Source organism: Thermus sp. KWY1, assembly GCF_057547025.1.
On record NZ_BAAJPG010000002.1, the window covers coordinates 47,398 to 69,743 of the forward strand.

The window sequence follows — 22,346 nt, forward strand, 5'->3', positions numbered from 1 at the left end:
CTGACCCTTTTGGACCTGGGGCTTCTCCTCCTGGTCTTGGTCCTCTTGGGGGCCCTGTTCCTTCGGCGCAAGGGGGAGGACCGCACGGGGGAGGAGGCCAAAAGGCTCCTCGAGGCCGCCAGGGGGGAGGCCAGGGAGGCCCTCGAGGCGGCCCGCAAGGAAGCCAGGGAGATCCTGGAGGCGGCCCGGGCCGAGGCCAGGACCCTGCGCCAGGAGGCCGAGGAGCGGGCCAAAGTCTTGCGCCAGGAGCTGGAGGCGGAGCTTAAGCGCCGCTCGGAGGCCTTGGAGGCCGAGGCCAAAAAGCGCTTGCAAGAGGCGGAAGAGCGCCTGAGGAGCGAGCGGGAGGAGCTTAAGGCCGAACGGGAGAGGCTTAGGGCCTTGCAGGAGGAGCTTAAGGCGGAGAGGGAGCGCCTTAAGGGGGAGCGGGAGGAGCTCCGGCGGGAGGCCGAAAGGCTATCCAAGAGGGGCGAGGCCTTGGACGCCCGGGCCCTCAAGCTGGACGCCCTGGAGGAGGCCCTTTCCAAGCGGGAGGAGGCCCTTAAAGCCCAGGAGGCCCTTCTGCAGGAGAAGGAACGGGAGGTGGAGCGGAGGCTTCACGAGGTGGCAGGCCTCTCCCCGGAGGAAGCCCGGCGCCTCATCCTGGAGAGGCTGGACCGGGAGCTGGAGGAGGAGAAGGCCCAGAGGGTGCGGGCAGCCTTGGAAAGAGCGCGCCTCGAGGCCCGCAAGGAAGCCCAGAAGATCCTGGCCCAGGCCATGCAGCGCCAGGCCTCGGAAACCGCCGCTCAGCTGGCGGTTTCCGTGGTGCCCATCCCCTCCGATGCCATGAAGGGCAGGATCATCGGACGGGAGGGGCGGAATATCCGCACCTTTGAGGCCTTGACGGGGGTGGACCTCATCATCGACGACACTCCGGAGGCAGTGCTCCTTTCCTCCTTCAACCCCATCCGCCGGGAGATCGCCCGCATGGCCCTGGAGGAACTCCTCAAGGATGGGCGTATCCATCCAAGCCGGATCGAGGAGGTGGTGGAGAAGGCCAAGCAGGAGATGAAAACCTTCATCTACGAGCGGGGCGAGGAAGCTGCCCTCGAGGCTGGGGTGGTGGGGCTAAAGCCTGGCCTGATCCAGCTTCTCGGCCGGCTCCACTTCCGCTCCAGCTACGGCCAGAACGTCCTCAAGCACTCGGTGCAGGTGGCCCACCTCTCTGGGATCATGGCGGCGGAGCTGGGCCTGGATGCCGCCTTGGCCCGGCGGGCGGGGCTCCTTCACGACATTGGCAAAAGTGTGGACCGGGAGGTGGAGGGAAGCCACGTGGAGATCGGCATCGCCCTGGCCCGCCGCTTCGGGGAACCCGCGGAGGTCATAGACGGCATCGCCCACCACCATGACCCGGAGAACGCCGAGACCGTGTATGCGGTTTTGGTGGCGGCCGCCGATGCCCTTTCCGCCGCCCGGCCCGGGGCCAGGCGGGAGAGCCTGGAGGAGTATTTGCAGCGCCTCGAGGCCCTGGAACGCATCGCCCTTTCCTTCCCCGGGGTGGAAACCGCCTTTGCCGTGCAGGCGGGGAGGGAGGTGAGGGTCATCGTCAAGCCCGACAAGATCACGGACGCCAGGGCTACCCTTCTGGCCCGGGAAATCGCTAACCGCATCGAGCGGGAGATGAACTATCCGGGCCAGGTGCAGGTGACCGTGGTGCGGGAGACCCGGGCGGTGGAGTACGCTAAGTGACATGGACTGGCGTGAGCGCATCACCGTGGACCCGGAGGTCATGGGGGGGCGGCCCTGCATCCGGGGTATGCGCTTTCCTGTGGCCACGCTCCTGCAACTCCTCAAGCACCAGACGCCCGAGGAAATACTTCAGGAGTTTCCTTACCTGGAACGGGAGGACCTGGAAGCCGCTTTGGATTTCGCCGCTTATCTCGCTGAGGGGCGAGAGATGGTCCTTTGAAAGTGGTGGTGGATGTGTGCTTGAGCCCTAAGTGGGTTCCTTACCTAAGGAAGAAGGGTCTGGAGGCCTTTCACTGGAGTGAGCTGGGTGATTTACGAGCAAAGGATCAGGAGATCCTTGCCTACTGCAAAAGGAACGGGTATGTCCTCCTCACCCAGGACCTGGATTTTGCCGCCTTGCTTTTTTCGGGTGGCGAGGTTCCGGCAAGGGTGGTGCTCCTCCGGGTTTCGGACCTGCGGGTAGAGGTAGCCGGGCCCAGGGTTGCCGCGGTGCTGGCGGGTGTGGAGGAGTACTTGAAGGAGGGGGGAGTGGCGGTGGTAGAGGACCACAGGGTCCGCTACCGGGTTCTTCCTGAGTAGAATGGGGCGATTATGCTGAGGGGCGAGGACATCGGGATTGACCTGGGGACGGCGAGCGTTCTCATTTACGTGCGGGGGAAGGGAATCGTCTTGCGCGAACCCTCCGTGATCGCAGTGGTGCAGGGGAAGCGGGAAGTGAAGGCGGTGGGGGCCGAGGCCTACCGCATGCTGGGGCGCACCCCGGGGAACATCGTGGCGGTACGGCCCCTTAAGGATGGGGTTATCGCCGACTATGCCTTAACGGAGCGCATGCTCCTCCTCTTTCTGCAAAAGGTGCTCTCCCCCATGAGCCGCTTCTTCCGGCCGCGGGTCATGGTGGGGGTGCCCTCCGGGGTCACGGACGTGGAGCGGCGGGCGGTGGTGCAGGCGGTGTCCGCCATGGCCCACAAGGTCTACCTCATCGAGGAACCCCTGGCGGCGGCCATCGGGGCGGGGATCAACGTGGCCGAGCCCACGGGTAGCATGGTGGTGGACATCGGGGGAGGCTCCACGGACATCGCCGTCATCTCCCTAGGGGGTATCGTGCGCTCCGAGAGCCTTAGGATCGCTGGCAACGAGATGGATCAGGCCATCATCCGCTACGTGCGGCAAAAGTACAACCTCCTCATCGGGGAGCGCACCGCCGAGGAGCTCAAGATCCAGCTGGGGCGGGCCAAGGTCCTTCCCGGGGAGGAGAAGGAGGTGGCCGAGGTGCGGGGCCGGGACCTCATCACCGGCCTTCCCCGCACGGCGGAGATCCCCGCCGAGGACGTGGCCGAGGCCTTGAAGGAGCCGTTGGACAAGATCTTCCAGGGGGTGAAGGCGGTTTTGGAAACCACGCCCCCCGAGCTGGCCTCGGATATTTACGAGAGGGGCATTCTTCTAACGGGCGGCGGGGCCCTTCTAAAGAACCTGGATGTGGCCCTGCAGGAGGCCACGGGGGTGCCCGTGGTGGTGGCGGAAAACCCCATTGAGGCGGTGGCCTTGGGCACGGGTAAGGCCTTGGAGATGCTCCACGTGCTGGAGGACACCATCCTGTCTTCGGACGATGTCCTGAAGAGGTGAGCCGTGGAGATCGGGGAGATCCTGGCCCTCCTGCCCCATCGCTATCCCTTTTTGCTCATCGACCGGGTCCTTCACGCCGACGAGAAAACCTTCCGGGCCCTGAAGAACGTTACCTTTAACGAACCCCACTTCCAGGGGCATTTCCCCGGTTACCCCATCATGCCGGGGGTGCTGATCATCGAGGCCATGGCCCAGGCGGCGGTGGGCAGCATCGCCAAACAGCCGGGTTTCAAGCCCGGGGGCCTGGTCTTTTTGGTGGGGGTGGAGGAGGCCCGCTTCAAAAAGCCCGTGGTGCCGGGGGATACCCTGATCCTGGAGGGGGAGCTCCTCCTCTTCCGCCGGGGCCTGGGCAAGGTGGAGGTCAGGGCCTTGGTGGAGGGGGAGGAGAGGGCCAGCGCCCGTTTAAGCTTCGTGGTCCGGGAGGGTGCGGAGTAGTTAGGGTATCATCTTTCCTTATGGCGGACCTCATGGCCTACCTGAAGCGGGCCCGGGGGGGACGGGTGGTGGAAACGGGCTTCCTGGACCCGGAGGAGCAGGCCCTTCTGGAGGAAAAGGCCCGGGGGGAGGGGCTTAAGGTGGCCTTTTTCGGGGGGTTCCCCCTGGCAGAGAGGAGGCTTGCGGTGCTGTATCCCCCGGAGGTCCCCTCCGTCCACGACCCGGTGGAGGTGGTCTTCCTGGAGAAGGAGCCCCCGGATCTGGGGGAGGCCATGGGGGATTTGGAGGCCTTTGGCGAGGGTTACCTGGTGGCGGTGTCCGCGAAGGGAAGGAGGGCCTTGGAGGAGGCGGGCTACACCCTTTTCCCACCCCCGGAGGGGGCCTTAAGGGCCACCAGCGAACGGGTGCGGACCCTGGTGGTGCCCTCCTTGCGGGTGGATACCGTGGGGGCTAAAGGCTTCGGGGTTTCCCGCAGCTACTTCGTCCAGGGGGTGAGGGCGGGGAAGGTGCGGCTAAGGGGCAAGGTGGCCTCCCCCAAGGAGGAGATGGCTCCGGGGGACACCCTTTTGGCGGAGGGCTTGGGAAGCCTGAGGCTCCTGGAGGTACTTGGCGAAACCAGGCGGGGAAACTATAAAATCAAGGTGGAGGTGGAACGGTAGCGGCAAGAAGAGAAGGGTCGGGTAGGCTTGACGGCTTAAGGGATTGCCCTATAAGCTAAGGTTTGTGCTCTTTGGTCGGGCCAAGGGAGCACGGTAAGAGCCAGCCGCCGCGGGGCGCGAGGTCCCGCGGAAGAACCCTGTTAGCTTACCTCGGGCGGCCCGCTTTCCCATCCTTGAGGTGACGCATGGAGATTAAGCGGTTCGGTCGCATCCGAGAGGTTATACCCCTTCCCCCTTTGACGGAAATCCAGGTGGACTCCTACAAGAGGGCCCTTCAGGCCGATGTTCCCCCGGATAAGCGGGAGGACGTGGGCATCCAGGCGGCCTTCAAGGAGACCTTCCCCGTGGAGGAGGGGGACAAGGGCAAGGGCGGTATGGTCCTGGACTTCCTGGAGTACCGCATCGGGGAGCCCCCCTTTTCCCAGGACGAGTGCCGGGAGAAGGACCTAACCTACCAGGCTCCCCTCTATGCCCGCCTCCAGCTCATCCACAAGGACACGGGCCTCATCAAGGAGGACGAGGTCTTCCTGGGCCACATCCCCCTCATGACCGAGGACGGCTCCTTCATCATCAACGGGGCCGACCGGGTGATCGTTTCCCAGATCCACCGCTCCCCGGGGGTCTACTTCACCCCGGACCCCGCCCGCCCCGGGCGGTTTGTGGCCAGCATCATCCCCTTGCCCAAGCGGGGACCCTGGATTGACCTGGAGGTGGAGCAAAACGGCACCGTCTCCATGAAGGTCAACAAGCGCAAGTTCCCCCTCATCCTCCTCCTCAGGGTCCTGGGCTACGACGCCGAAACCCTGAACCGGGAGCTTGGGGCCTACGGGGAGCTTTTGGGGGGCCTTCTGGACGAGGCGGTGCTTGTCATGCGCCCGGAGGAGGCCCTGGTTCGCCTCTTCACCCTGCTCCGCCCCGGCGATCCCCCCAAGAAGGACAAGGCCTTGGCCTACCTCTTTGGCCTTTTGGCCGACCCAAGGCGGTACGACCTGGGGGAGGCGGGGCGGTACAAGGCGGAGGAGAAACTGGGCGTGCGTCTTTCCGGGCGCACCCTGGCGCGCTTTGAGGACGGGGAGTTTAAGGACGAGATCTTCCTGCCCACCCTGCGCTACCTCTTCGCCCTCATGGCCGGGGTTCCTGGGCACGAGGTGGACGACATCGATCACCTGGGCAACCGCCGCATCCGTACCGTGGGGGAGCTCATGGCCGACCAGTTCCGGGTGGGCCTGAGCCGCCTGGCCCGGGGGGTGCGGGAGAGGATGGTGATGGGCTCCGCCGATACCCTGACCCCGGCCAAGCTGGTGAACAACCGGCCCCTCGAGGCGGCCATCCGGGAGTTCTTCAGCCGTAGCCAGCTTTCCCAGTTCAAGGACGAGACCAACCCCCTTTCCTCCTTGCGCCACAAGCGGCGCATCTCCGCTTTGGGTCCTGGGGGCCTCACCCGGGAGCGGGCGGGGTTTGACGTGCGGGACGTGCACCGCACCCACTATGGCCGCATCTGCCCGGTGGAAACCCCGGAAGGCGCCAACATCGGCCTCATCACCTCCCTGGCCGCCTACGCTCGGGTGGACGGGCTGGGCTTCATCCGCACCCCCTACCGCCGGGTGAGGAACGGGGTGGTCACCGACGAGGTGGTCTACATGACCGCTACCGAGGAGGACCGGTACACCATCGCCCAGGCCAACACTCCCCTCGAGGGGAACCGCATCGCCACCGACCGGGTGGTGGCCCGGCGCCGGGGTGAGCCGGTGATCGTGGGCCCGGAGGAGGTGGAGTTCATGGACGTGAGCCCCAAGCAGGTCTTCTCCGTGAACACCAACCTCATCCCCTTCCTGGAGCACGACGACGCCAACCGGGCCCTCATGGGTTCCAACATGCAGACCCAGGCGGTGCCCCTTATCCGGGCCCAGGCCCCGGTGGTGATGACGGGCCTCGAGGAGCGGGTGGTGCGGGACTCCCTGGCCGCGGTCTACGCCGAGGAGGACGGGGAGGTGGTGGCGGTGGATGGCCGCCGCATCGCCGTGCGCTATGAGGATGGCCGCTTGGTGGAGTACACCCTGCGCCGCTTCGTGCGCTCCAACCAGGGTACCGCCCTGGACCAGCGCCCCCGGGTGACCGTGGGCCAGAGGGTGAGGAAGGGGGACCTCCTGGCGGATGGCCCGGCCTCCGAGGAGGGCTTCCTGGCCCTGGGGCAGAACGTCCTGGTGGCCATCATGCCCTTTGACGGCTACAACTTTGAGGACGCCATCGTCATCAGCGAGGAGCTTCTAAAGCGGGACTTCTACACCTCCATCCACATCGAGCGCTACGAGATCGAGGCCCGGGACACCAAGCTGGGTCCGGAGCGGATCACCCGGGATATCCCCCACCTCTCCGAGGCGGCCCTGAGGGACCTGGACGAGGAGGGGGTGGTGCGCATCGGGGCCGAGGTGAAGCCCGGGGACATCCTGGTGGGCCGCACCAGCTTCAAGGGGGAGCAGGAGCCCTCCCCGGAGGAGAGGCTTCTGCGCTCCATCTTCGGGGATAAGGCCCGGGATGTGAAGGACACCTCCCTCCGGGTGCCCCCGGGCGAGGGGGGCATCGTGGTGGGTACCCTCCGCCTGCGCCGTGGGGATCCCGGGGTGGAGCTGAAGCCCGGGGTGCGGGAGGTGGTGCGGGTTTACGTGGCGCAGAAGCGCAAGCTCCAAGTGGGGGACAAGCTGGCCAACCGCCACGGGAACAAGGGGGTGGTGGCCAAGATCCTCCCCGTGGAGGACATGCCCCACCTGCCCGACGGCACCCCCGTGGACATCATCCTGAACCCCCTGGGCGTGCCGAGCCGTATGAACCTGGGCCAGATCCTGGAAACCCATCTGGGCCTGGCGGGCTTCTTCCTGGGCCAGCGCTACATCTCCCCGGTCTTTGACGGGGCCACGGAGCCCGAGATCAAGGCCCTTTTGGCCGAGGCCTTCGACCTTTACTTCGGCAAGCGGAAGGAGGAGGGCTTCGGGGTGGACAAGAGGGAGCTCGAGGTCCTGGCCCGGGCGGAGAAGCTGGGCCTGGTGAGCCCCGGCAAAAGCCCGGAGGAGCAGCTTCGGGAGCTTTTCACCCAGGGCAAGGTGGTTCTCTACGATGGCCGCTCCGGCGAGCCCATCGAGGGCCCCATCGTGGTGGGGCAGATGTTCATCATGAAGCTTTACCACATGGTGGAGGACAAGATGCACGCCCGCTCCACCGGCCCCTATTCCCTCATCACCCAGCAGCCTTTGGGCGGTAAGGCCCAGTTCGGCGGCCAGCGCTTCGGGGAGATGGAGGTGTGGGCCCTCGAGGCCTACGGAGCCGCCCACACCCTGCAGGAGATGCTCACCTTGAAGTCCGACGACATCGAGGGCCGCAACGCCGCCTACGAGGCCATCATCAAGGGCGAGGACGTGCCCGAGCCCAGCGTGCCCGAGTCCTTCCGCGTGCTGGTAAAGGAGCTTCAGGCCTTGGCCCTGGATGTGCAGACCCTGGACGAGCGGGATAACCCCGTGGACATCTTTGAGGGCCTGGCATCCAAGCGGTAAGCCGCACCGCAGAAGCGGGATTGCCCTTAAGTGGAGGAGGAATGAAAAAGGAAGTTCGCAAGGTTCGCATTGCCCTGGCCTCTCCGGAAAAGATCCGCTCCTGGAGCTACGGGGAGGTGGAGAAGCCCGAAACCATCAACTACCGCACCCTGAAGCCCGAGCGGGATGGGCTTTTCGACGAGCGCATCTTCGGCCCCACCAAGGATTACGAGTGCGCCTGCGGCAAGTACAAGCGCCAGCGCTTTGAGGGCAAGGTGTGCGAGCGCTGCGGGGTGGAGGTCACCAAGAGCATCGTGCGCCGCTACCGCATGGGGCACATCGAGCTGGCCACCCCGGCGGCCCACATCTGGTTCGTGAAGGATGTGCCCTCCAAGATCGGCACCCTCCTGGACCTCTCCGCCACCGAGCTGGAGCAGGTCCTTTACTTCAGCAAGTACATCGTCCTGGACCCCAAGGGGGCGGTGCTGGATGGGGTGCCGGTGCAGAAGCGCCAGCTCCTCACGGACGAGGAGTACCGGGAGCTCCGCTACGGCAAGCAGGAAACTTACCCCCTGCCCCAAGGGGTGGATGCCCTGGTCAAGGACGGGGAGGAGGTGGTGAAGGGGCAGGAGCTGGCCCCCGGGGTGGTGAGCCGCATGGATGGGGTGGCCCTGTACCGCTTCCCCCGGCGGGTGCGGATCGACTACCTGCGCAAGGAACGGGCGGGCCTCCGCCTGCCCCTCTCCGCCTGGGTGGAGAGGGAGGGCTATAGGCCGGGAGAGATCCTGGCGGAACTCCCCGAGCCCTACCTCTTCCGGTCGGAGGAGGAGGGGGTGGTGGAGCTTAAGGAGCTCGAGGAGGGCCACCTCCTCACCCTCCTCAAGGACGAGGAGGCCGTGGCCCGCTACTTCCTGCCCGTGGGGTTGACCCCCTTGGTGGTCCACGGGGAGGTGGTGGAAAAGGGCCAGCCCCTGGCCGAGGGGCGGGGTCTTTTGCGCATGCCCCGCCACATGACCGCTAAGGAGGTGGAGGCGGAGGAGGAAGGGGATACCGTCTACCTCACCTTCTTCCTGGAGTGGACGGAGCCCAAGGACTATGGGGTGGCTCCCCACATGAACGTGGTGGTGCCGGAAGGAGCCCACGTCCAGGCGGGGGAGAAGGTGGTGGCGGCCATTGACCCCGAGGAGGAGGTGATCGCCGAGGCCGAGGGCATCGTCCACCTGCACGAGCCCGCCAGCATCGTGGTGATGAAGGCCCGCCTCTACCCCTTTGAGGAGGACGTGGAGGTAACCACCGGGGACCGGGTGGCCCCGGGGGATGTCCTGGCGGATGGGGGGAAGGTCAAGAGCGAGATCTACGGCCGGGTGGAGGTGGACCTGGTCCGGAACGTGGTGCGGGTGGTGGAATCCTACGACATCGACGCCCGCATGGGGGCCGAGGCCATCCAGGCCCTCTTGAAGGAGCTGGATCTGGAGAAGCTGGAGGCCGAGCTTTTGGAGGAGATGAAGCACCCCTCCCGGGCCCGGCGGGCCAAGGCCAGGAAGCGCCTCGAGGTGGTCCGGGCCTTCCTGGACTCCGGCAACCGCCCGGAGTGGATGATCCTCGAGGCGGTGCCCGTGCTTCCCCCGGACCTCCGTCCCATGGTCCAGGTGGACGGGGGGCGCTTCGCCACCAGCGACCTCAACGACCTCTACCGCCGCCTCATCAACCGCAACAACCGCTTGAAGAAGCTCCTGGCCCAGGGGGCCCCGGAGATCATCATCCGCAACGAGAAGCGCATGCTGCAGGAGGCGGTGGATGCGGTCATCGACAACGGCCGCCGCGGCTCCCCCGTCACCAACCCGGGCTCCGAACGGCCTCTTAGGAGCCTCACCGACATCCTCTCCGGCAAGCAGGGCCGCTTCCGCCAGAACCTCTTGGGCAAGCGGGTGGACTACTCGGGGCGGAGCGTCATCGTGGTGGGTCCCCAGCTCAAGCTCCACCAGTGCGGCCTGCCCAAACGCATGGCCCTGGAGCTCTTCAAGCCCTTCCTCCTCAAAAAGATGGAGGAAAAGGGCATTGCCCCCAACGTGAAGGCGGCCCGTAGGATGCTGGAAAGGCAGCGGGACATCAAGGACGAGGTGTGGGACGCCCTCGAGGAGGTCATCCACGGCAAGGTGGTCCTCTTAAACCGCGCCCCCACCCTCCACCGCCTGGGCATCCAGGCCTTCCAGCCGGTTTTGGTGGAAGGCCAGTCCATCCAGCTCCACCCCCTGGTCTGCGAGGCCTTCAACGCCGACTTCGACGGGGACCAGATGGCGGTGCACGTGCCCCTTTCCTCCTTCGCCCAGGCGGAGGCCCGCATCCAGATGCTCTCCGCCCACAACCTCCTCTCCCCGGCCTCCGGGGAGCCTTTGGCCAAGCCCAGCCGGGACATCATCCTGGGGCTTTACTACATCACCCAGGTGCGCCGGGAGAAGAAGGGGGCGGGCCGGGAGTTCGCCACCCCCGAGGAGGCCCTGGCCGCCTACGACCGGGGCGAGGTGGCCTTGAACGCCCCCATCAAGGTGGCGGGCAAGGAAACCAGCGTGGGCCGCTTGAAGTTCGTCTTCACAAGCCCTGACGAGGCCCTTTTGGCGGTGGCCCATGGCCTTCTGGACCTGCAGGACGTGGTGACGGTGCGCTACCTGGACAAGCGCCTGGAAACCAGCCCGGGCCGGGTCCTCTTCGCCCGCATCGTGGGCGAGGCGGTGGGGGACGAGAAGGTGGCCCAGGAACTTCTGCAGATGGACGTGCCCCAGGAGAAGAACTCCTTGAAGGACCTGGTCTACCAGTCCTTCCTGCGCCTGGGGATCGAGAAGACCGCAAGGCTTCTGGACGCCCTCAAGTACTACGGCTTCACCCTGTCCACCACCAGCGGGATCACCATCGGCATCGACGACGCCGTCATCCCCCCCGAGAAGCAGAAGTACCTGGAGGAAGCCGACAAGAAGCTTAGGCAGATCGAGCAGGCCTACGAGATGGGCTTCCTCACCGACCGGGAGCGCTACGACCAGGTGATCCAGCTCTGGACCGAAACCACGGAGAAGGTCACCCGGGCGGTCTTCAAGAACTTTGAGGAGAACTACCCCTTCAACCCCCTCTACGTGATGGCCCAGTCCGGGGCCCGGGGTAACCCCCAGCAGATCCGCCAGCTTTGCGGCATGCGGGGCCTCATGCAAAAGCCCTCGGGGGAGACCTTCGAGGTGCCGGTGCGCTCCTCCTTCCGGGAAGGCCTCACCGTGCTGGAGTACTTCATCTCCAGCCACGGGGCCCGGAAGGGTGGGGCGGACACCGCCCTTAGGACCGCGGACTCGGGCTACCTCACCCGGAAGCTGGTGGACGTGGCCCACGAGATCGTGGTCCGGGAGGCGGACTGCGGCACCACCAACTTCATCTCCGTCCCCCTCTTCCAGCCCGACGAGGTGACCCGCACCCTGCGCCTCAGGAAGCGCTCGGACATCGAGTCCGGCCTCTATGGCCGCGTTCTGGCCCGGGAGGTGGAGGTTCTGGGCCAGCGCCTGGAGGAAGGGCGCTACCTGACCCTCGAGGACGTGGGGCTCATCATCAAGGCGGCGGAGGCCGAGGAGATCAAGGAGGTGCCCGTGCGTAGCCCCCTCACCTGCCAGACCCGCTACGGGGTGTGCCAGAAGTGCTACGGCTACGACCTCTCCATGGCCAGGCCCGTGTCCATCGGGGAAGCGGTGGGGGTGGTGGCGGCGGAGTCCATCGGCGAGCCCGGCACCCAGCTCACCATGCGCACCTTCCACACGGGCGGCGTGGCGGTGGGCACCGACATCACCCAGGGTCTGCCCCGGGTCATCGAGCTCTTTGAGGCCCGCAGGCCCAAGGCTAAGGCGGTGATCTCCGAGATCGACGGGGTGGTGCGCATCGAGGAAACCGAGGAGAAGCTTTCCGTCTTCGTGGAATCCGAGGGCTTCTCCAAGGAGTACAAGCTTCCCAAGGATGCCCGCTTGGTGGTGAAGGATGGGGATTACGTGGAGGCGGGCCAGCCTTTGACCCGCGGGGCCGTGGATCCCCACCAGCTTCTGGAGGCCAAGGGCCCCGAGGCGGTGGAGCGCTACCTGGTGGACGAGATCCAGAAGGTCTACCGGGCCCAGGGGGTGAAGCTCCACGACAAGCACATCGAGATCGTGGTGCGGCAGATGCTCAAGTACGTGGAGGTCACCGATCCCGGGGATAGCCGCCTGCTGGAGGGCCAGGTCCTGGAGAAGTGGGACGTGGAGGCCCTGAACGAGCGGCTCATCGCCGAGGGCAAGACCCCGGTGGCCTGGAAGCCCCTCCTCATGGGGGTCACCAAGAGCGCCCTCTCCACCAAGAGCTGGCTTTCCGCCGCCAGCTTCCAGAACACCACCCATGTGCTCACCGAGGCGGCCATCGCCGGCAAGAAGGACGAGCTCATCGGTCTCAAGGAAAACGTCATCTTGGGCCGCCTGATCCCTGCGGGGACCGGAAACGACTTCGTGCGCTTTACCCAGGTGGTGGACAAGAAGACCCTCAAGGCCATCGAGGAAGCCAGGAAGGAGGCGGTGGAGGCCAAGGAGCCGGCGGTGCGCCGTCCGGTTCGCCGGGAACAGCCGGGCAAGCAGGCTTAATGCCATGCTGGCTAAGCTTTATTCGGCCTTTCGCCAGGTGGGGGAGGATCTTTTCCACCAGAGGCTCATCTCCGCCACCGCGGGCAACTTTTCCGTGCGCACCAAGGAGGGCTTTCTCATTACCAAAAGCGGGGTGCAGAAGGCCCGCCTGACCCCCGAGGACCTGGTGGAGGTGCCCCTCGAGGGCCCTTTCCCGGAAGGGGCCAGCGTGGAGAGCGTGATCCACCGGGAGGTGTACCGGGCGACCCCGGCCCGGGCCATCGTCCATGCCCATCCCCGGGTGGCGGTGGCTCTTTCCTTGCACCTGGACCGGATTGTTCCCCTGGACCTCGAGGGCCAGTACTACCTGAAGGAGGTTCCCGTGCTTGCCCCCAAGACCACAAGCGCCACCCTGGAGGCCGCTTTGGCCGTGGCGGAGGGCCTTAAGGAGCACCGAGCCTGCCTGTTAAGGGGCCACGGGGCCTTTGCCATAGGGCTTAAGGAGAAGCCGGAGGAAGCCCTTCTGGAGGCCTATAGCCTCCTCACCGCCTTGGAGGAAAGCGCGGAGATCCTCTTCTACTACCGCCTTTGGGGGAAGGGATGAGGGTACTCTTTGTGGAGGGCAAGGAAAAGGAGGCCCTTTTGGGCTTGGCCCGGGAGCTTCCCCATCCCTACTGGCTTCTTGCGGGGGAAGGGATTTGGCTTTTGGAGGTGTTTGGCGCCGGGGAGGAAGCCATGGCCAAGGCCAGGGCCCTGCCCGGGGTTAAGGTTTGGGCCTTTGCCCTGGAGGATGGGGTAGTCTATAGGGGATGCGGGAAGAAATCGGCTACATCCCCGTAGGGGAGGCGGAGCTTTACGTGGAGGACGTGGGGGACGAGCATGCCCCGGCCCTCCTGGTCCTCCACGGGGGGCCTGGGGGGAACGCCTACGCCCTCAGGGAAGGGCTTCAGGACTACCTGGAAGGGTTCAGGGTCATCTACTTCGACCAGCGGGGCTCCGGCCGGAGCCTGGAGCTTCCCCAGGACCCCAGGCTTTTCACCATAGATGCCCTGGTGGAGGATACCGTGGCCCTGGCCGAGGCCCTGGGGCTGGAGCAGTTTCATCTTCTGGCCCACGGCTTCGGAGCCCTGGTGGCCCTGGAGCTCCTCCGCCGCTACCCGGAGGTCCTGGGGGCGGTGCTCCTTTCCCCCTGGGTGAGCTTCCCCTGGCTTTCCGCAAGGCTTGTGGAGGCGGCGGGGCTTGAACCTTTGGCCGACCCCGAGGCGAACCTGAGGGCGGCCTTGGAGAAGGCGGAGCCCAAGCTCCTCTTCGACCGCCTCATGTTCCCCACCCCCCATGGCCGACTGGAGTACGAGTGGGTGGCGGAGGGCTCGGGCATCCTGGGGCCGGATACCCCGGCCTTGGCCTTTTGGAAAAACGGCCTCTGGCGGCTGGACTACACTCCCTACCTCTCCCCAAGCCGCAAGCCAGTGGCCCTGGTGGTGGGGGAGAAGGACGGCACCAGCTACCCCTATGCCGAGGAGGTGGCGGAACGCCTCAAAGCCCCCATCCGGGTGATACCCGGGGCCGGGCACTACCCCTGGATCGACCAGCCGGAGGCTTTTGGCGAGACCTTCCGGGAGGTCCTCGAGGGCCTGCTGGCTCCCTGGAGGGTGTGAGGGATGCCCTTCCAGGGCCAGGAAGGGTGGTAAACTCAGGGCGTCACCGGGGGTGCCCTCTTATGGGGCTGAGAGATACCCTTGGAACCTGATCCGGGTAATGCCGGCGTAGGGAAGGTGACCAAGGCCCCTCCCGGTGACAAGGAGGGGTTTTATGTTGAGGATCCTTGCCCTGCTGGTCCTTCTGGCCTTCGGCTTCGCCCAGGAGATCACCGTCCTCACCCACAGCAGCTTTTCCCTGGATAAGGGGCTCATCGCCCGGTTTGAGCGGGAAACCGGCCTGAAGCTTCGCTTCCTTAAAGGGGGGGATGCCGGGGAGACCCTAAACCGGGCCATCCTCACCAAGGGAGCCCCCATCGCCGACGTGATTTACGGCTTTGACAACACCTTCCTCTCCCGGGCCCTCGAGGCGGATATCCTCTTGCCCTACCGTAGCCCCGAGATCCAAAACCTGAAGGCCACCTTGCTTCTGGACCCTACCTTCCGCGCCCTTCCCGTGGACTACGGTTGGGTGAGCCTGAACTACGACCGGGCTTACTTCAAGGACCGTCCCTTGCCCAAGTCCCCCGCCGACCTTGCCCGGCCCGAGTATGGCAGGCTTCTGGTGGTGCAAAACCCCGCCACCAGCTCCCCGGGCCTGGCCTTTCTCATGGCCACGGTGGCCCGCTTCGGCGAGGATGGCTACCTGGACTTCTGGGCCAAGCTCAGGGATGGAGGGGTGCGGGTGGCCAAGGGCTGGAGCGAGGCCTACTACACCCACTTCACCCTTTACAAGGGGGATAGGCCCCTGGTGGTCTCCTACACCACCAGCCCCGCCGCCGAGGTCTACTATTCCGAGGGGAAGTACCAAGAGCCGCCCACGGGGAACCTCTTCCCCGAGCTGGCCTTCTTCCAGGTGGAGTTCGTGGGGATCCTGAAGGGGACCAAGAACCTGGAGGGGGCCAGGAAGGTGGTGGACTGGCTCCTTTCCAAGCCAGTCCAGGAGAACCTTCCCACGGAGATGTGGATGTACCCGGCCCGCCGGGATGCCAGGCTCCCCGAGGTCTTCCGCTTCGCGCCTGAGCCCCTTGGGAGCGTGCGTATGGACCCCAGGGCCATGGCCCAAAACCGGGAGCGCTGGATTGAGGAGTGGACCAAGGTGGTCCTGCAGGGGCAAAGCCCCGAGTCGGTGCGCCAGGGCAGGCGGTAGCGCCTCCCTCAGGCTGGGAAGGTGCCGGGCAGCTTGGGGGTTAGGCTTAGGAGGATGGCCTACGGAGGCTTTTTCGTCCTCCTCTTCCTGGGCTTAGCCCTCTTTTACCCCCTTTTCCGCATCCTGGCCCTGGGGGTAGGGGAGGGGTTTGCCCGGGCCCTGGCGAACCCCTACTACTGGGAGCGCTACCTCTGGAGCCTGGAGTATGGGCTTCTTTCCGCCCTCTTCACCTTGTCCCTGGCCCTGCCCCTGGCCTTCCTCTTCCGCCGTCGCTTTCCCCTTAGGGGGGTTTTCCTGGCTCTTTCCACCTTGCCCTTCGTCCTCCCCACCCCGGTGGTGGCCCTGGGGTTTTTAGCCCTCCTGGGCCCCAGGGGACTTTTGGGGGTGGACCTTTACGGCACCAAGGCCATCCTTTTTCTGGCCGCCATTTTTTACAACCTGGGCCTTGCCCTCAGGATCCTCCTGCCGGTGGCCTTGAACCTGGAGGGCCCCTTGCAGGCGGCCCGGGTCCTGGGGGCCTCGAGCCCCAGGGCTTTTCTAAGGGTAGGGCTTCCCCTCCTCCTCCCCGCCTTGGGTTCTGCGGGGCTTTTGGTGTTCATCTACGCCTTTTCCGCCTTCGGGGTTCCTCTCCTCCTGGGGGGGCCCCGGTACGCCACCCTCGAGGTGGAGGTCTACACCCTTTTGGCCTACCGCCTGGCCTTCCCCGAGGCCAGCGCCCTCATGCTTTTGGAGATCCTCACCCTGGGCCTCGCCGTGGCCCTCTACCTGCGCCTCCGGCCTTACCCCCTGTCCCCCGGAGGGCTTCTTCCCCCTCCTCCTTGGGCCTATACCCTGGGCCTAGGCGTCCTTTTTCTCCTCCTTTTTGCCCCCTTGTGGGGGCTTTTTCTGCGCCTGGACCTAGGGGCCTTGGCCGCCGCCTGGGCCTCGGAGGACTTCACTCCCCTTTCCGTGGCGTTGGGGAATAGCCTCCGCTTCACCCTCTTGGCCCTGGCCCTGGCGCTTCCTTTGGGAGTGGCTTATGCCGCAGCAGCCCGCCGGAGCCCCCTCATGGACCTCTTGGGGCTTTTCCCCCTCATGCTGAGCCCGGTGGCCGTGGGCCTCGGCTACCTTTTGGCTTACCCGAACCTCCGGGGCTCCTTGGTCCTTTTGCTTGTCGCCTATGCCCTTCTGGCCTACCCCCTCCTTGCCCGGGCCCTCCTGCCTGCCTTAAGAAGCCTTTCCCCAAGCCTCCTCGAGGCGGCCCGGGTCCTGGGGGCCACGCCCCTTCGGGCGTTTTTGCGGGTGGAGATCCCCCTGGTCTTTCCCGCCTTGCAATCCGGGCTGGCCCTGGCCTTGGCGGCCATTTTGGGGGAGTTTGGAGCCACCCTGGTGCTTTGGCGGCCCGAGTGGACCACCCTGACCCTGGCCATCTATGAGCGCCTGGGCCGACCCGGGGAGGCTCCCTTCCGGGAGGCCTTGGCCATAGCCGCCCTTCTGGCCCTTCTCTCGGGGCTTGCCTTCTATCTCCTGGACCGGGGAAGAGGGCGGCTGGGCTAGAATCCCTGGCACCGGGGGCAGAAGTGGGTGCCTCTTCCCGCCACCACTCTTTTGGCGATGGGTGTGCCGCAAACCGGGCAGGGAAGCCCTGTGCGGCCGTAGACGGCGTGGCGCATCTGGAAGCTTCCCGGTAGGCCATCGGGCTGCTGGTAGGTGCGGTCGGAAAGGGTGCTTCCTCCTAAGGCCACGGCCTCGGCCAGCACCTCCTTAAGGGCCAGGAAAAGCCTTTGGGCTTCTGCCTCCGTAAGCTCCCGCCCTCGGCGGAAAGGGGAAAGGCGGGCCCTAAAAAGGGCCTCATCGGCGTAGATGTTCCCCACCCCGGCGGCCAGACGCTGTTCCAGAAGGAGGGCCTTGAGGGGCTTCTGGCTTCCCTTTAGCCCCAGCCAGAACTCGTGGAACCGGAAATCTTCCGAAAGAGGCTCCGGGCCCAGTTGAAGGAGAAGGGGGATCTTCTGGTAATCCCCCTTCCTCACCACCCAGATGCGGCCAAAGCGCCGGGGGTCGTGGAAGAAGATCTCACGGTCCTCCAGCTGGAAGGCCACCCGGGTGTGGGGGCTCCTTTCCAGGCGAAAGCCCCCCGTCATCCCCAGGTGGACCACCATCTCCCACCCTTCCGTGAGGGCGAAGAGGAGGAACTTCCCCCGGCGCCGGATTCCCTCTACCCTTTGGCCTTCCGCCCGTTCCGTGTGGCGGTAGCGCCTGGGATCCCGGTGTTCCAGTTGGAGAAGCCTCTTGCCCACAAAGAGGGGAAGAAGCTTCCTCCTCGTGGTTTCCACCTCCGGTAGCTCGGGCATGGGGTCTAGTCCACGGGCACGGGCTGGCCCTTCTCGTTCACCGCCACGTAGGTGAGTTCCCCCTTGGTGGCCAGCACGCGGCCATCTTCCTGGCCGAAGTGCTCCTTATAGACCTCCACCTCCACGGTCAAGGAGGTGCGCCCCACCCGTACCACCTTGGCCACCACCTCCAGGAGGTCCCCGGTACGGATGGGTACCTTGAACTCCACGCTGCTCACCGCCACGGTTACCACGGGCTTTCTTGCCCTGCGGGCGGCGGCGTAGGAACCCACCTTGTCCATAAGGCCCAGCACGAAGCCGCCAAAGGCAGCCCCCAGGGGATTGGTGTGCTCGGGGAAGACGAGCTCTAAGGTGCGTGCCTCCATACCTTTCCCAGGCTACCCCAGGAGAAGGTCAGTGAGGCGGGCCATCTCCCGGTCTTTCTCGGTGATGCCACCGGCGCTATGGGTCCACCACTCCACCGTGACCCGTCCCCACTCCACGGTGAGGCGGGGGTGGTGGCCCTTGGCCTCGGCCAACTCGGCCACCCTGTTGGCGAAGACCATCGCCTCCTGGAAGTTGGCAAAGCGGAAGGTTTTGACCAGGCGCTCGGGGTTTTGCCGGGTTTCCCAGTCCATGCCTTAAGGGTAAGGGAAAACCCCGGGCACCCGTGTGCCCGGGGTTTGGTTTGGTTGCGGGGGCGGGATTTGAACCCGCGACCTTCGGGTTATGAGCCCGACGAGCTACCAGGCTGCTCCACCCCGCGTCGCCATCCTTAACTATAGCGGGAAGAAGGGGGTGTGTCAAGCACCTTGCCCGGGTTCAGGAACCCCTCGGGGTCAAGGAGGTCCTTTAGTTTTCGCATCAATTCCAGAGCAGCCCCGTGTTCTAAGGGTAGATACTTCTTCTTCCTCAGGCCTACCCCGTGCTCAGCGGTGCAGGTGCCTCCCAACTCCAAGGCTTTTCGCACCAGGGCCGCGGCGTAGGCCTCCGCCTTGGGGTAGTCCTGGGGCAGGATGGGGACCAGGGTGTGGAAGTTCCCATCCCCCACGTGGCCCAGGATGTTTCCGGTAAGGCCCATTTCCTCAAGAAGCCCTTGGGCGTAGCGCACCATCTCCGGTAGACGGGAAAGGGGGACGGCCACGTCGGTGATCACGAAGCGATGGCCGGGGAAGAGGTGCACCAGGGCCCAGTAGGCCTGGTGGCGGGCTTCCCACTGGCGCCTGCGCTCCTCTTCGGTCTTGGCGGCCTCCACCTTCAAGGCCCCTGCCTCCCGCATGATCTCCAGGGCCAGGGCGCTTTCCGCCTCCAGGGCCTCCCGGGTGGAGGAGTGGAACTCCAGAAAGAGGGCCGGGCGCTCCGGGAAGCCCGCCTGAAGGTAGCGGTTTAGGGCCCTTAGGGCCAGTTCGTCGAGTAGCTCCAGCCGGGCCACGGGAAGCCCGCTGGCCATTACCTTGTAGCTGGCCTCCGCCGCCTCCTCCACCCCGGGGAAGAAGACCCGCAGGGTGTGCACGTGTTCCGGCAGGGGGTGGAGGCGCAAGGTGAGGCGGGTGATGACCCCCAGGGTGCCCTCGGAGCCGATGAAGAGGTCCTTCAGGTCGTAGCCGGCGCTGGTCTTGCGCACCGGGCGCCCCAGCTCCAGCACCTCCCCGTTGGCCAGGACCACCTGCAGGGCGAGGATGTTGGCCCGCATCCCCCCGTAGCGCACCGTGGTGGTGCCGCTGGCGTTGGTGGCGGCCATGCCCCCCAAGGTGGCGTCGGCCCCCGGATCCACGGGGAAGAAGAGGCCCGTGCCCTTCAGGGCCTCGTTGAGGGCCTTGCGGGTCACCCCCGGTTCCACCACGCAGAGGAAGTCCTGGGGGCGCACCTCCAGGATGCGGTTCATGCGGCTCAGGTCTAGGCTGATGGCCTCCTGCACCGGGTAGAGGTGGCCCTCGAGGCTCGTCCCCGCCCCGAAGGGGATCACGGCCACGCCCCACGCCCGGGCCCACTGGAGGGCCTTCTGCACGTCCTCTACCCCCTCGGGGTAGACCACGGCCAGAACGGGCCTCGCCTCGGGGTAGCCCTCGTCCTTCCCGTGGCGCAGGCGCTCGCTTTCCGAGAGGTCCACCTTCCCCGGGAAGAGGCGCTTTAGGGCTTCCAGCTTGTCCATGCCTTTGAGTTTACGCCTTGCCCAGGAAGGGGACCGCGCCCAGGGGGAAGGGGAAGCCTCACCCCGGTCAAGATCCCCTCAGGTTTCGTAAAGTTGGGCCTGGAGCCGCCAAAGCTCGGCGTAGGCGCCCTTCCTCCGCAACAACTCCTCATGGGTCCCTTCCTCCACCAACCGGCCTTCCTGGAGGACGAGGATCCGGTCCGCCATGCGTACCGAACCCAGGCGGTGGGTGATGAGGATGACCGTCTTACCCCCGGCCATCTCGGCGAAGCGCCTGTAGAGGTGGGCCTCCTCTTTGGGATCCAGCGAGGCCGTAGGCTCGTCCAAGACCAAAAGCTTGGCCTTGCGGAAGAAGGCCCGCGAGAGGGCGACTCGTTGCCACTCCCCCAGGGAAAGCTCTGTGCCGCCAAAGGCCTTGGACAGGAGGGCCTGGGGGCCAAGCCGCTGGAGGAGCTCCCAGGCCCCGCCTAAGCGTAAGGCCTCTGCGACACGGTTAGGGTCGGGCTTCACGTCCGGGTCGGAAAGGGCGACGTTTTCCTCGAGGGTTAGGGCGTAGCGGCCAAAGTCCTGGAAGACTGCGGTGATGAGGGCGCGCCAGGCCTTCAGGTCTATTTCCCGGAGGTCAATCCCGTCCACCAGGATGCGGCCCTCCGTGGGGTCGTAGAAGCGGAGGAGGAGCTTTACCAGGGTGGTCTTGCCCGCCCCGTTTTCCCCCACCAAAGCCAGGCGCTCCCCCCGTCGGAGGGCAAAGGAGACTCCCGCAAGCGCCCGCTTTCCGTTGGGGTAGCAGAACCCCACCCCTTCAAACCGGATCTCCTCAAAACCCTGGACCTTCCTGCCCGGGCCAGTCTCCGCCATGGAAGCGGGCCTGGCTAGGAAGCTTTCCAGCTTTTCAAAGTACAACAGGCTTTCGTACAGCATGCCCCCGTCCTGGACTAGGGCGTAGAGGTTTTGCTGGAGGCTTCCCACCGACTGCAAGAGGAGCACCAGACTGCCCAGGCTCCCTCCCAAGAGGGTCTGGCGCAGCCCCAAGAAGAGGGCAAGAGCCGTGAAAAGGGCGCTCAGTAGCACCAGCAGGCTGGTCCCTAGGGCCTGGCGGCCTCGAGCACGGCGCAGGCTTTGGTAAAGGCTATGGAAAACCTCGAGGTAACGTCTGCGGAAGAAGGGCAAAAGACCGAATAACCGCACCTCTTTGGCAGTCTCGGGGCTCAAGAGCACCTCGGCGAAATAGCGCATTCGCCGGGCCTCGGGGGCCCCGAAGAGTAGGGCCTCCCACACCCCCTTCTGGAGCCGAAAGGTGAGCCAGGCTTGGGGCAGGGTGGCCAAAAGCAGGAGTAAGGGGAAGAAAGGCGCCAGCCCAAATAGCAGGAGAAGAACCCCGAGAGCGGCGAGGACCTCCCGGAAAGCGTTGCCCAGGAAAACCAGCAGGTTGAGGGGCTGGTAAGGGGCCTGGTCGCGTAGCACCTGAAGCTCATCGTGAAAGCGGGGATCCTCAAAGGGGGTCAGGTCCGGCGTGCCGGCCACCTTCTCCATGAGGAGCAGGTGAACCCGAGCGGTGAGCTTTTCGTTCACCGAACCTTGCAGGTAGACCACCCAAGGGGTGAGGAGGAAGTCCAGGCCAAAAGCCAGCGCTAACCCCACCAGCGGCCAAAGCAGGGTTGGGGTAAAGGGACTACCCCCCAGTGTGGTCGCCAGCTGGTCCACCAAGGCACGGGTGAGGCCCAGCACCGCCACTGGCACGAGCCCTCCCAGGACCAGGAGCCCAAGCAAAAGGGCGCTCTCCCTGGGGCTTGCGCGGAAGATGTGCCGCAGCGCAGGGAGCAGCAGGCGCCAAAGGGATCTTTTACCCAGCCCCAACCACCTCCTGCGGACGAGAAATCCAACGCGTGGGGTTGATGTAGTTAGAAACCGTTGTAAAAGTCTCCTCCTCCAGCTTATGCGGCCCTGGCCAGCCGCTTCACCAGCAAGCGTATCATGCCTAAATACAGCCAGGCTTCCGTTACCTCAGGGTGGTACTCGTAATCTTTCCCCAGCCGTCGGTTTCGCCCCATCCAGGCAAAGGTCCGCTCCACCACCCACCGCTTGGGCAGGGGCTTGAACCCACCCTCCCGCGGGATCTCCGGCACCTCCTCCCCCTCCCGCACCCAGACCCCCCGCACCCCCGCGTAAGGACGGGCCACCACCTCCAGCTCCAGTCCCAGCCCCCTAGCCACCTCCCGCAAACCCCGGTAGCCCCAGTCCACAAAGAGCTTGCCTACCCGGGGCCACAAGGAGCGGGGAGGTTACGCGGAGGTTACGTGGAAAGGGTGCCACGGCCAGCATCCCGCGTGGCTCCCCGTAACCAGGGCCCCAAGCCCTTGCCAAATCCGGCCGGCCCCTCCAGCGGCGGGGCTCCTGACGGGCTAGCCGGGCCGTGGGGCCGAGGAGGAGAAAGGAGGCGAGGCAGAAAACGCTCCCAG

At 65.7% G+C, this 22,346-nt stretch carries 18 protein-coding genes, 1 tRNA gene, 1 pseudogene and 1 riboswitch; of the genes and pseudogenes, 13 read left to right on the top strand and 7 right to left on the bottom strand.

Translation table 11 applies throughout. The features are described 5' to 3' along the window. The 13 genes from rny (at position 1) to AC27GT_RS00920 (ending at position 16,962) form a co-directional block, all read left to right on the top strand. On the top strand, positions 1-1,725 hold the full coding sequence (gene rny / locus AC27GT_RS00860; protein ID WP_041438850.1) for a ribonuclease Y: 1,725 nt from the start codon (positions 1-3) through the stop codon (positions 1,723-1,725). A gap of 1 nt (position 1,726) precedes the next feature. Continuing rightward, the gene (locus tag AC27GT_RS00865) at positions 1,727-1,945 is read left to right on the top strand and encodes a DUF433 domain-containing protein (RefSeq protein WP_015716337.1); all 219 of its coding nucleotides are present in this window, start codon (positions 1,727-1,729) and stop codon (positions 1,943-1,945) included. Positions 1,946-1,953: 8 nt separating this feature from the next. Then, on the top strand, positions 1,954-2,304 hold the full coding sequence (locus AC27GT_RS00870; RefSeq protein ID WP_256378163.1) for a DUF5615 family PIN-like protein: 351 nt from the start codon (positions 1,954-1,956) through the stop codon (positions 2,302-2,304). Positions 2,305-2,316: 12 nt separating this feature from the next. Beyond that, on the top strand, positions 2,317-3,348 hold the full coding sequence (mreB, locus tag AC27GT_RS00875; RefSeq protein ID WP_015716339.1) for a rod shape-determining protein: 1,032 nt from the start codon (positions 2,317-2,319) through the stop codon (positions 3,346-3,348). Positions 3,349-3,351: 3 nt separating this feature from the next. Beyond that, complete coding sequence (gene fabZ / locus AC27GT_RS00880; RefSeq protein ID WP_015716340.1) at positions 3,352-3,783, top strand: 3-hydroxyacyl-ACP dehydratase FabZ; 432 nt, start codon at positions 3,352-3,354, stop codon at positions 3,781-3,783. A 20-nt stretch (positions 3,784-3,803) separates the two neighbouring features. Beyond that, a complete protein-coding gene (locus AC27GT_RS00885; RefSeq protein WP_015716341.1) occupies positions 3,804-4,442 on the top strand; it encodes an RNA-binding protein in 639 nt (212 codons plus the stop codon). A 185-nt stretch (positions 4,443-4,627) separates the two neighbouring features. Next, complete coding sequence (rpoB, locus tag AC27GT_RS00890; protein WP_015716343.1) at positions 4,628-7,987, top strand: DNA-directed RNA polymerase subunit beta; 3,360 nt, start codon at positions 4,628-4,630, stop codon at positions 7,985-7,987. 41 nt (positions 7,988-8,028) lie between these two features. Then, on the top strand, positions 8,029-12,600 hold the full coding sequence (rpoC, locus tag AC27GT_RS00895; RefSeq protein ID WP_487223385.1) for a DNA-directed RNA polymerase subunit beta': 4,572 nt from the start codon (positions 8,029-8,031) through the stop codon (positions 12,598-12,600). 4 nt (positions 12,601-12,604) lie between these two features. Beyond that, a complete protein-coding gene (locus AC27GT_RS00900; protein ID WP_019551510.1) occupies positions 12,605-13,183 on the top strand; it encodes a fuculose-1-phosphate aldolase in 579 nt (192 codons plus the stop codon). Next, the gene (locus AC27GT_RS00905; protein WP_019551511.1) at positions 13,180-13,419 is read left to right on the top strand and encodes a hypothetical protein; all 240 of its coding nucleotides are present in this window, start codon (positions 13,180-13,182) and stop codon (positions 13,417-13,419) included. The genes AC27GT_RS00900 and AC27GT_RS00905 overlap by 4 nt, the downstream gene beginning before the upstream one ends. Beyond that, the gene (locus AC27GT_RS00910; RefSeq protein WP_054391489.1) at positions 13,389-14,237 is read left to right on the top strand and encodes an alpha/beta fold hydrolase; all 849 of its coding nucleotides are present in this window, start codon (positions 13,389-13,391) and stop codon (positions 14,235-14,237) included. Before AC27GT_RS00905 ends, AC27GT_RS00910 begins: the two co-directional genes overlap by 31 nt. Positions 14,238-14,275: 38 nt before the next feature. Continuing rightward, a riboswitch (TPP riboswitch) is annotated at positions 14,276-14,370 on the top strand. Between the two features lie 21 nt (positions 14,371-14,391). Then, positions 14,392-15,426 (top strand): thiamine ABC transporter substrate-binding protein, encoded by a 1,035-nt coding sequence (locus tag AC27GT_RS00915; protein ID WP_487223386.1) that lies wholly within the window; start codon positions 14,392-14,394, stop codon positions 15,424-15,426. 54 nt (positions 15,427-15,480) lie between these two features. Next, the gene (locus tag AC27GT_RS00920; RefSeq protein ID WP_487223387.1) at positions 15,481-16,962 is read left to right on the top strand and encodes an ABC transporter permease; all 1,482 of its coding nucleotides are present in this window, start codon (positions 15,481-15,483) and stop codon (positions 16,960-16,962) included. Here AC27GT_RS00920 and AC27GT_RS00925 read toward each other — a convergent pair. From AC27GT_RS00925 to AC27GT_RS00955, 7 genes and pseudogenes are all read right to left on the bottom strand, one after another. Next, on the bottom strand, positions 16,959-17,756 hold the full coding sequence (locus AC27GT_RS00925) for a DNA-formamidopyrimidine glycosylase (protein WP_279164924.1): 798 nt from the start codon (positions 17,754-17,756) through the stop codon (positions 16,959-16,961). The two genes, AC27GT_RS00920 and AC27GT_RS00925, sit on opposite strands and share 4 nt — an antisense overlap. A gap of 5 nt (positions 17,757-17,761) precedes the next feature. Then, on the bottom strand, positions 17,762-18,121 hold the full coding sequence (locus AC27GT_RS00930) for an acyl-CoA thioesterase (RefSeq protein WP_028494065.1): 360 nt from the start codon (positions 18,119-18,121) through the stop codon (positions 17,762-17,764). A 12-nt stretch (positions 18,122-18,133) separates the two neighbouring features. Continuing rightward, entirely contained in the window at positions 18,134-18,373 is a 240-nt protein-coding gene (locus AC27GT_RS00935; RefSeq protein ID WP_015716352.1) for a 4a-hydroxytetrahydrobiopterin dehydratase, read from the bottom strand. Positions 18,374-18,424: 51 nt separating this feature from the next. Continuing rightward, positions 18,425-18,501 (bottom strand) — tRNA-Met (locus AC27GT_RS00940). Positions 18,502-18,510: 9 nt separating this feature from the next. Then, the gene (locus tag AC27GT_RS00945; protein ID WP_487223388.1) at positions 18,511-19,887 is read right to left on the bottom strand and encodes an FAD-binding oxidoreductase; all 1,377 of its coding nucleotides are present in this window, start codon (positions 19,885-19,887) and stop codon (positions 18,511-18,513) included. A gap of 78 nt (positions 19,888-19,965) precedes the next feature. Next, positions 19,966-21,744 (bottom strand): ABC transporter ATP-binding protein, encoded by a 1,779-nt coding sequence (locus AC27GT_RS00950; RefSeq protein WP_038040241.1) that lies wholly within the window; start codon positions 21,742-21,744, stop codon positions 19,966-19,968. A gap of 77 nt (positions 21,745-21,821) precedes the next feature. Further along, a pseudogene (locus AC27GT_RS00955) lies at positions 21,822-21,989 on the bottom strand (IS5/IS1182 family transposase); the annotation flags it as partial. Between the last annotated feature and the right edge of the window lie 357 nt (positions 21,990-22,346).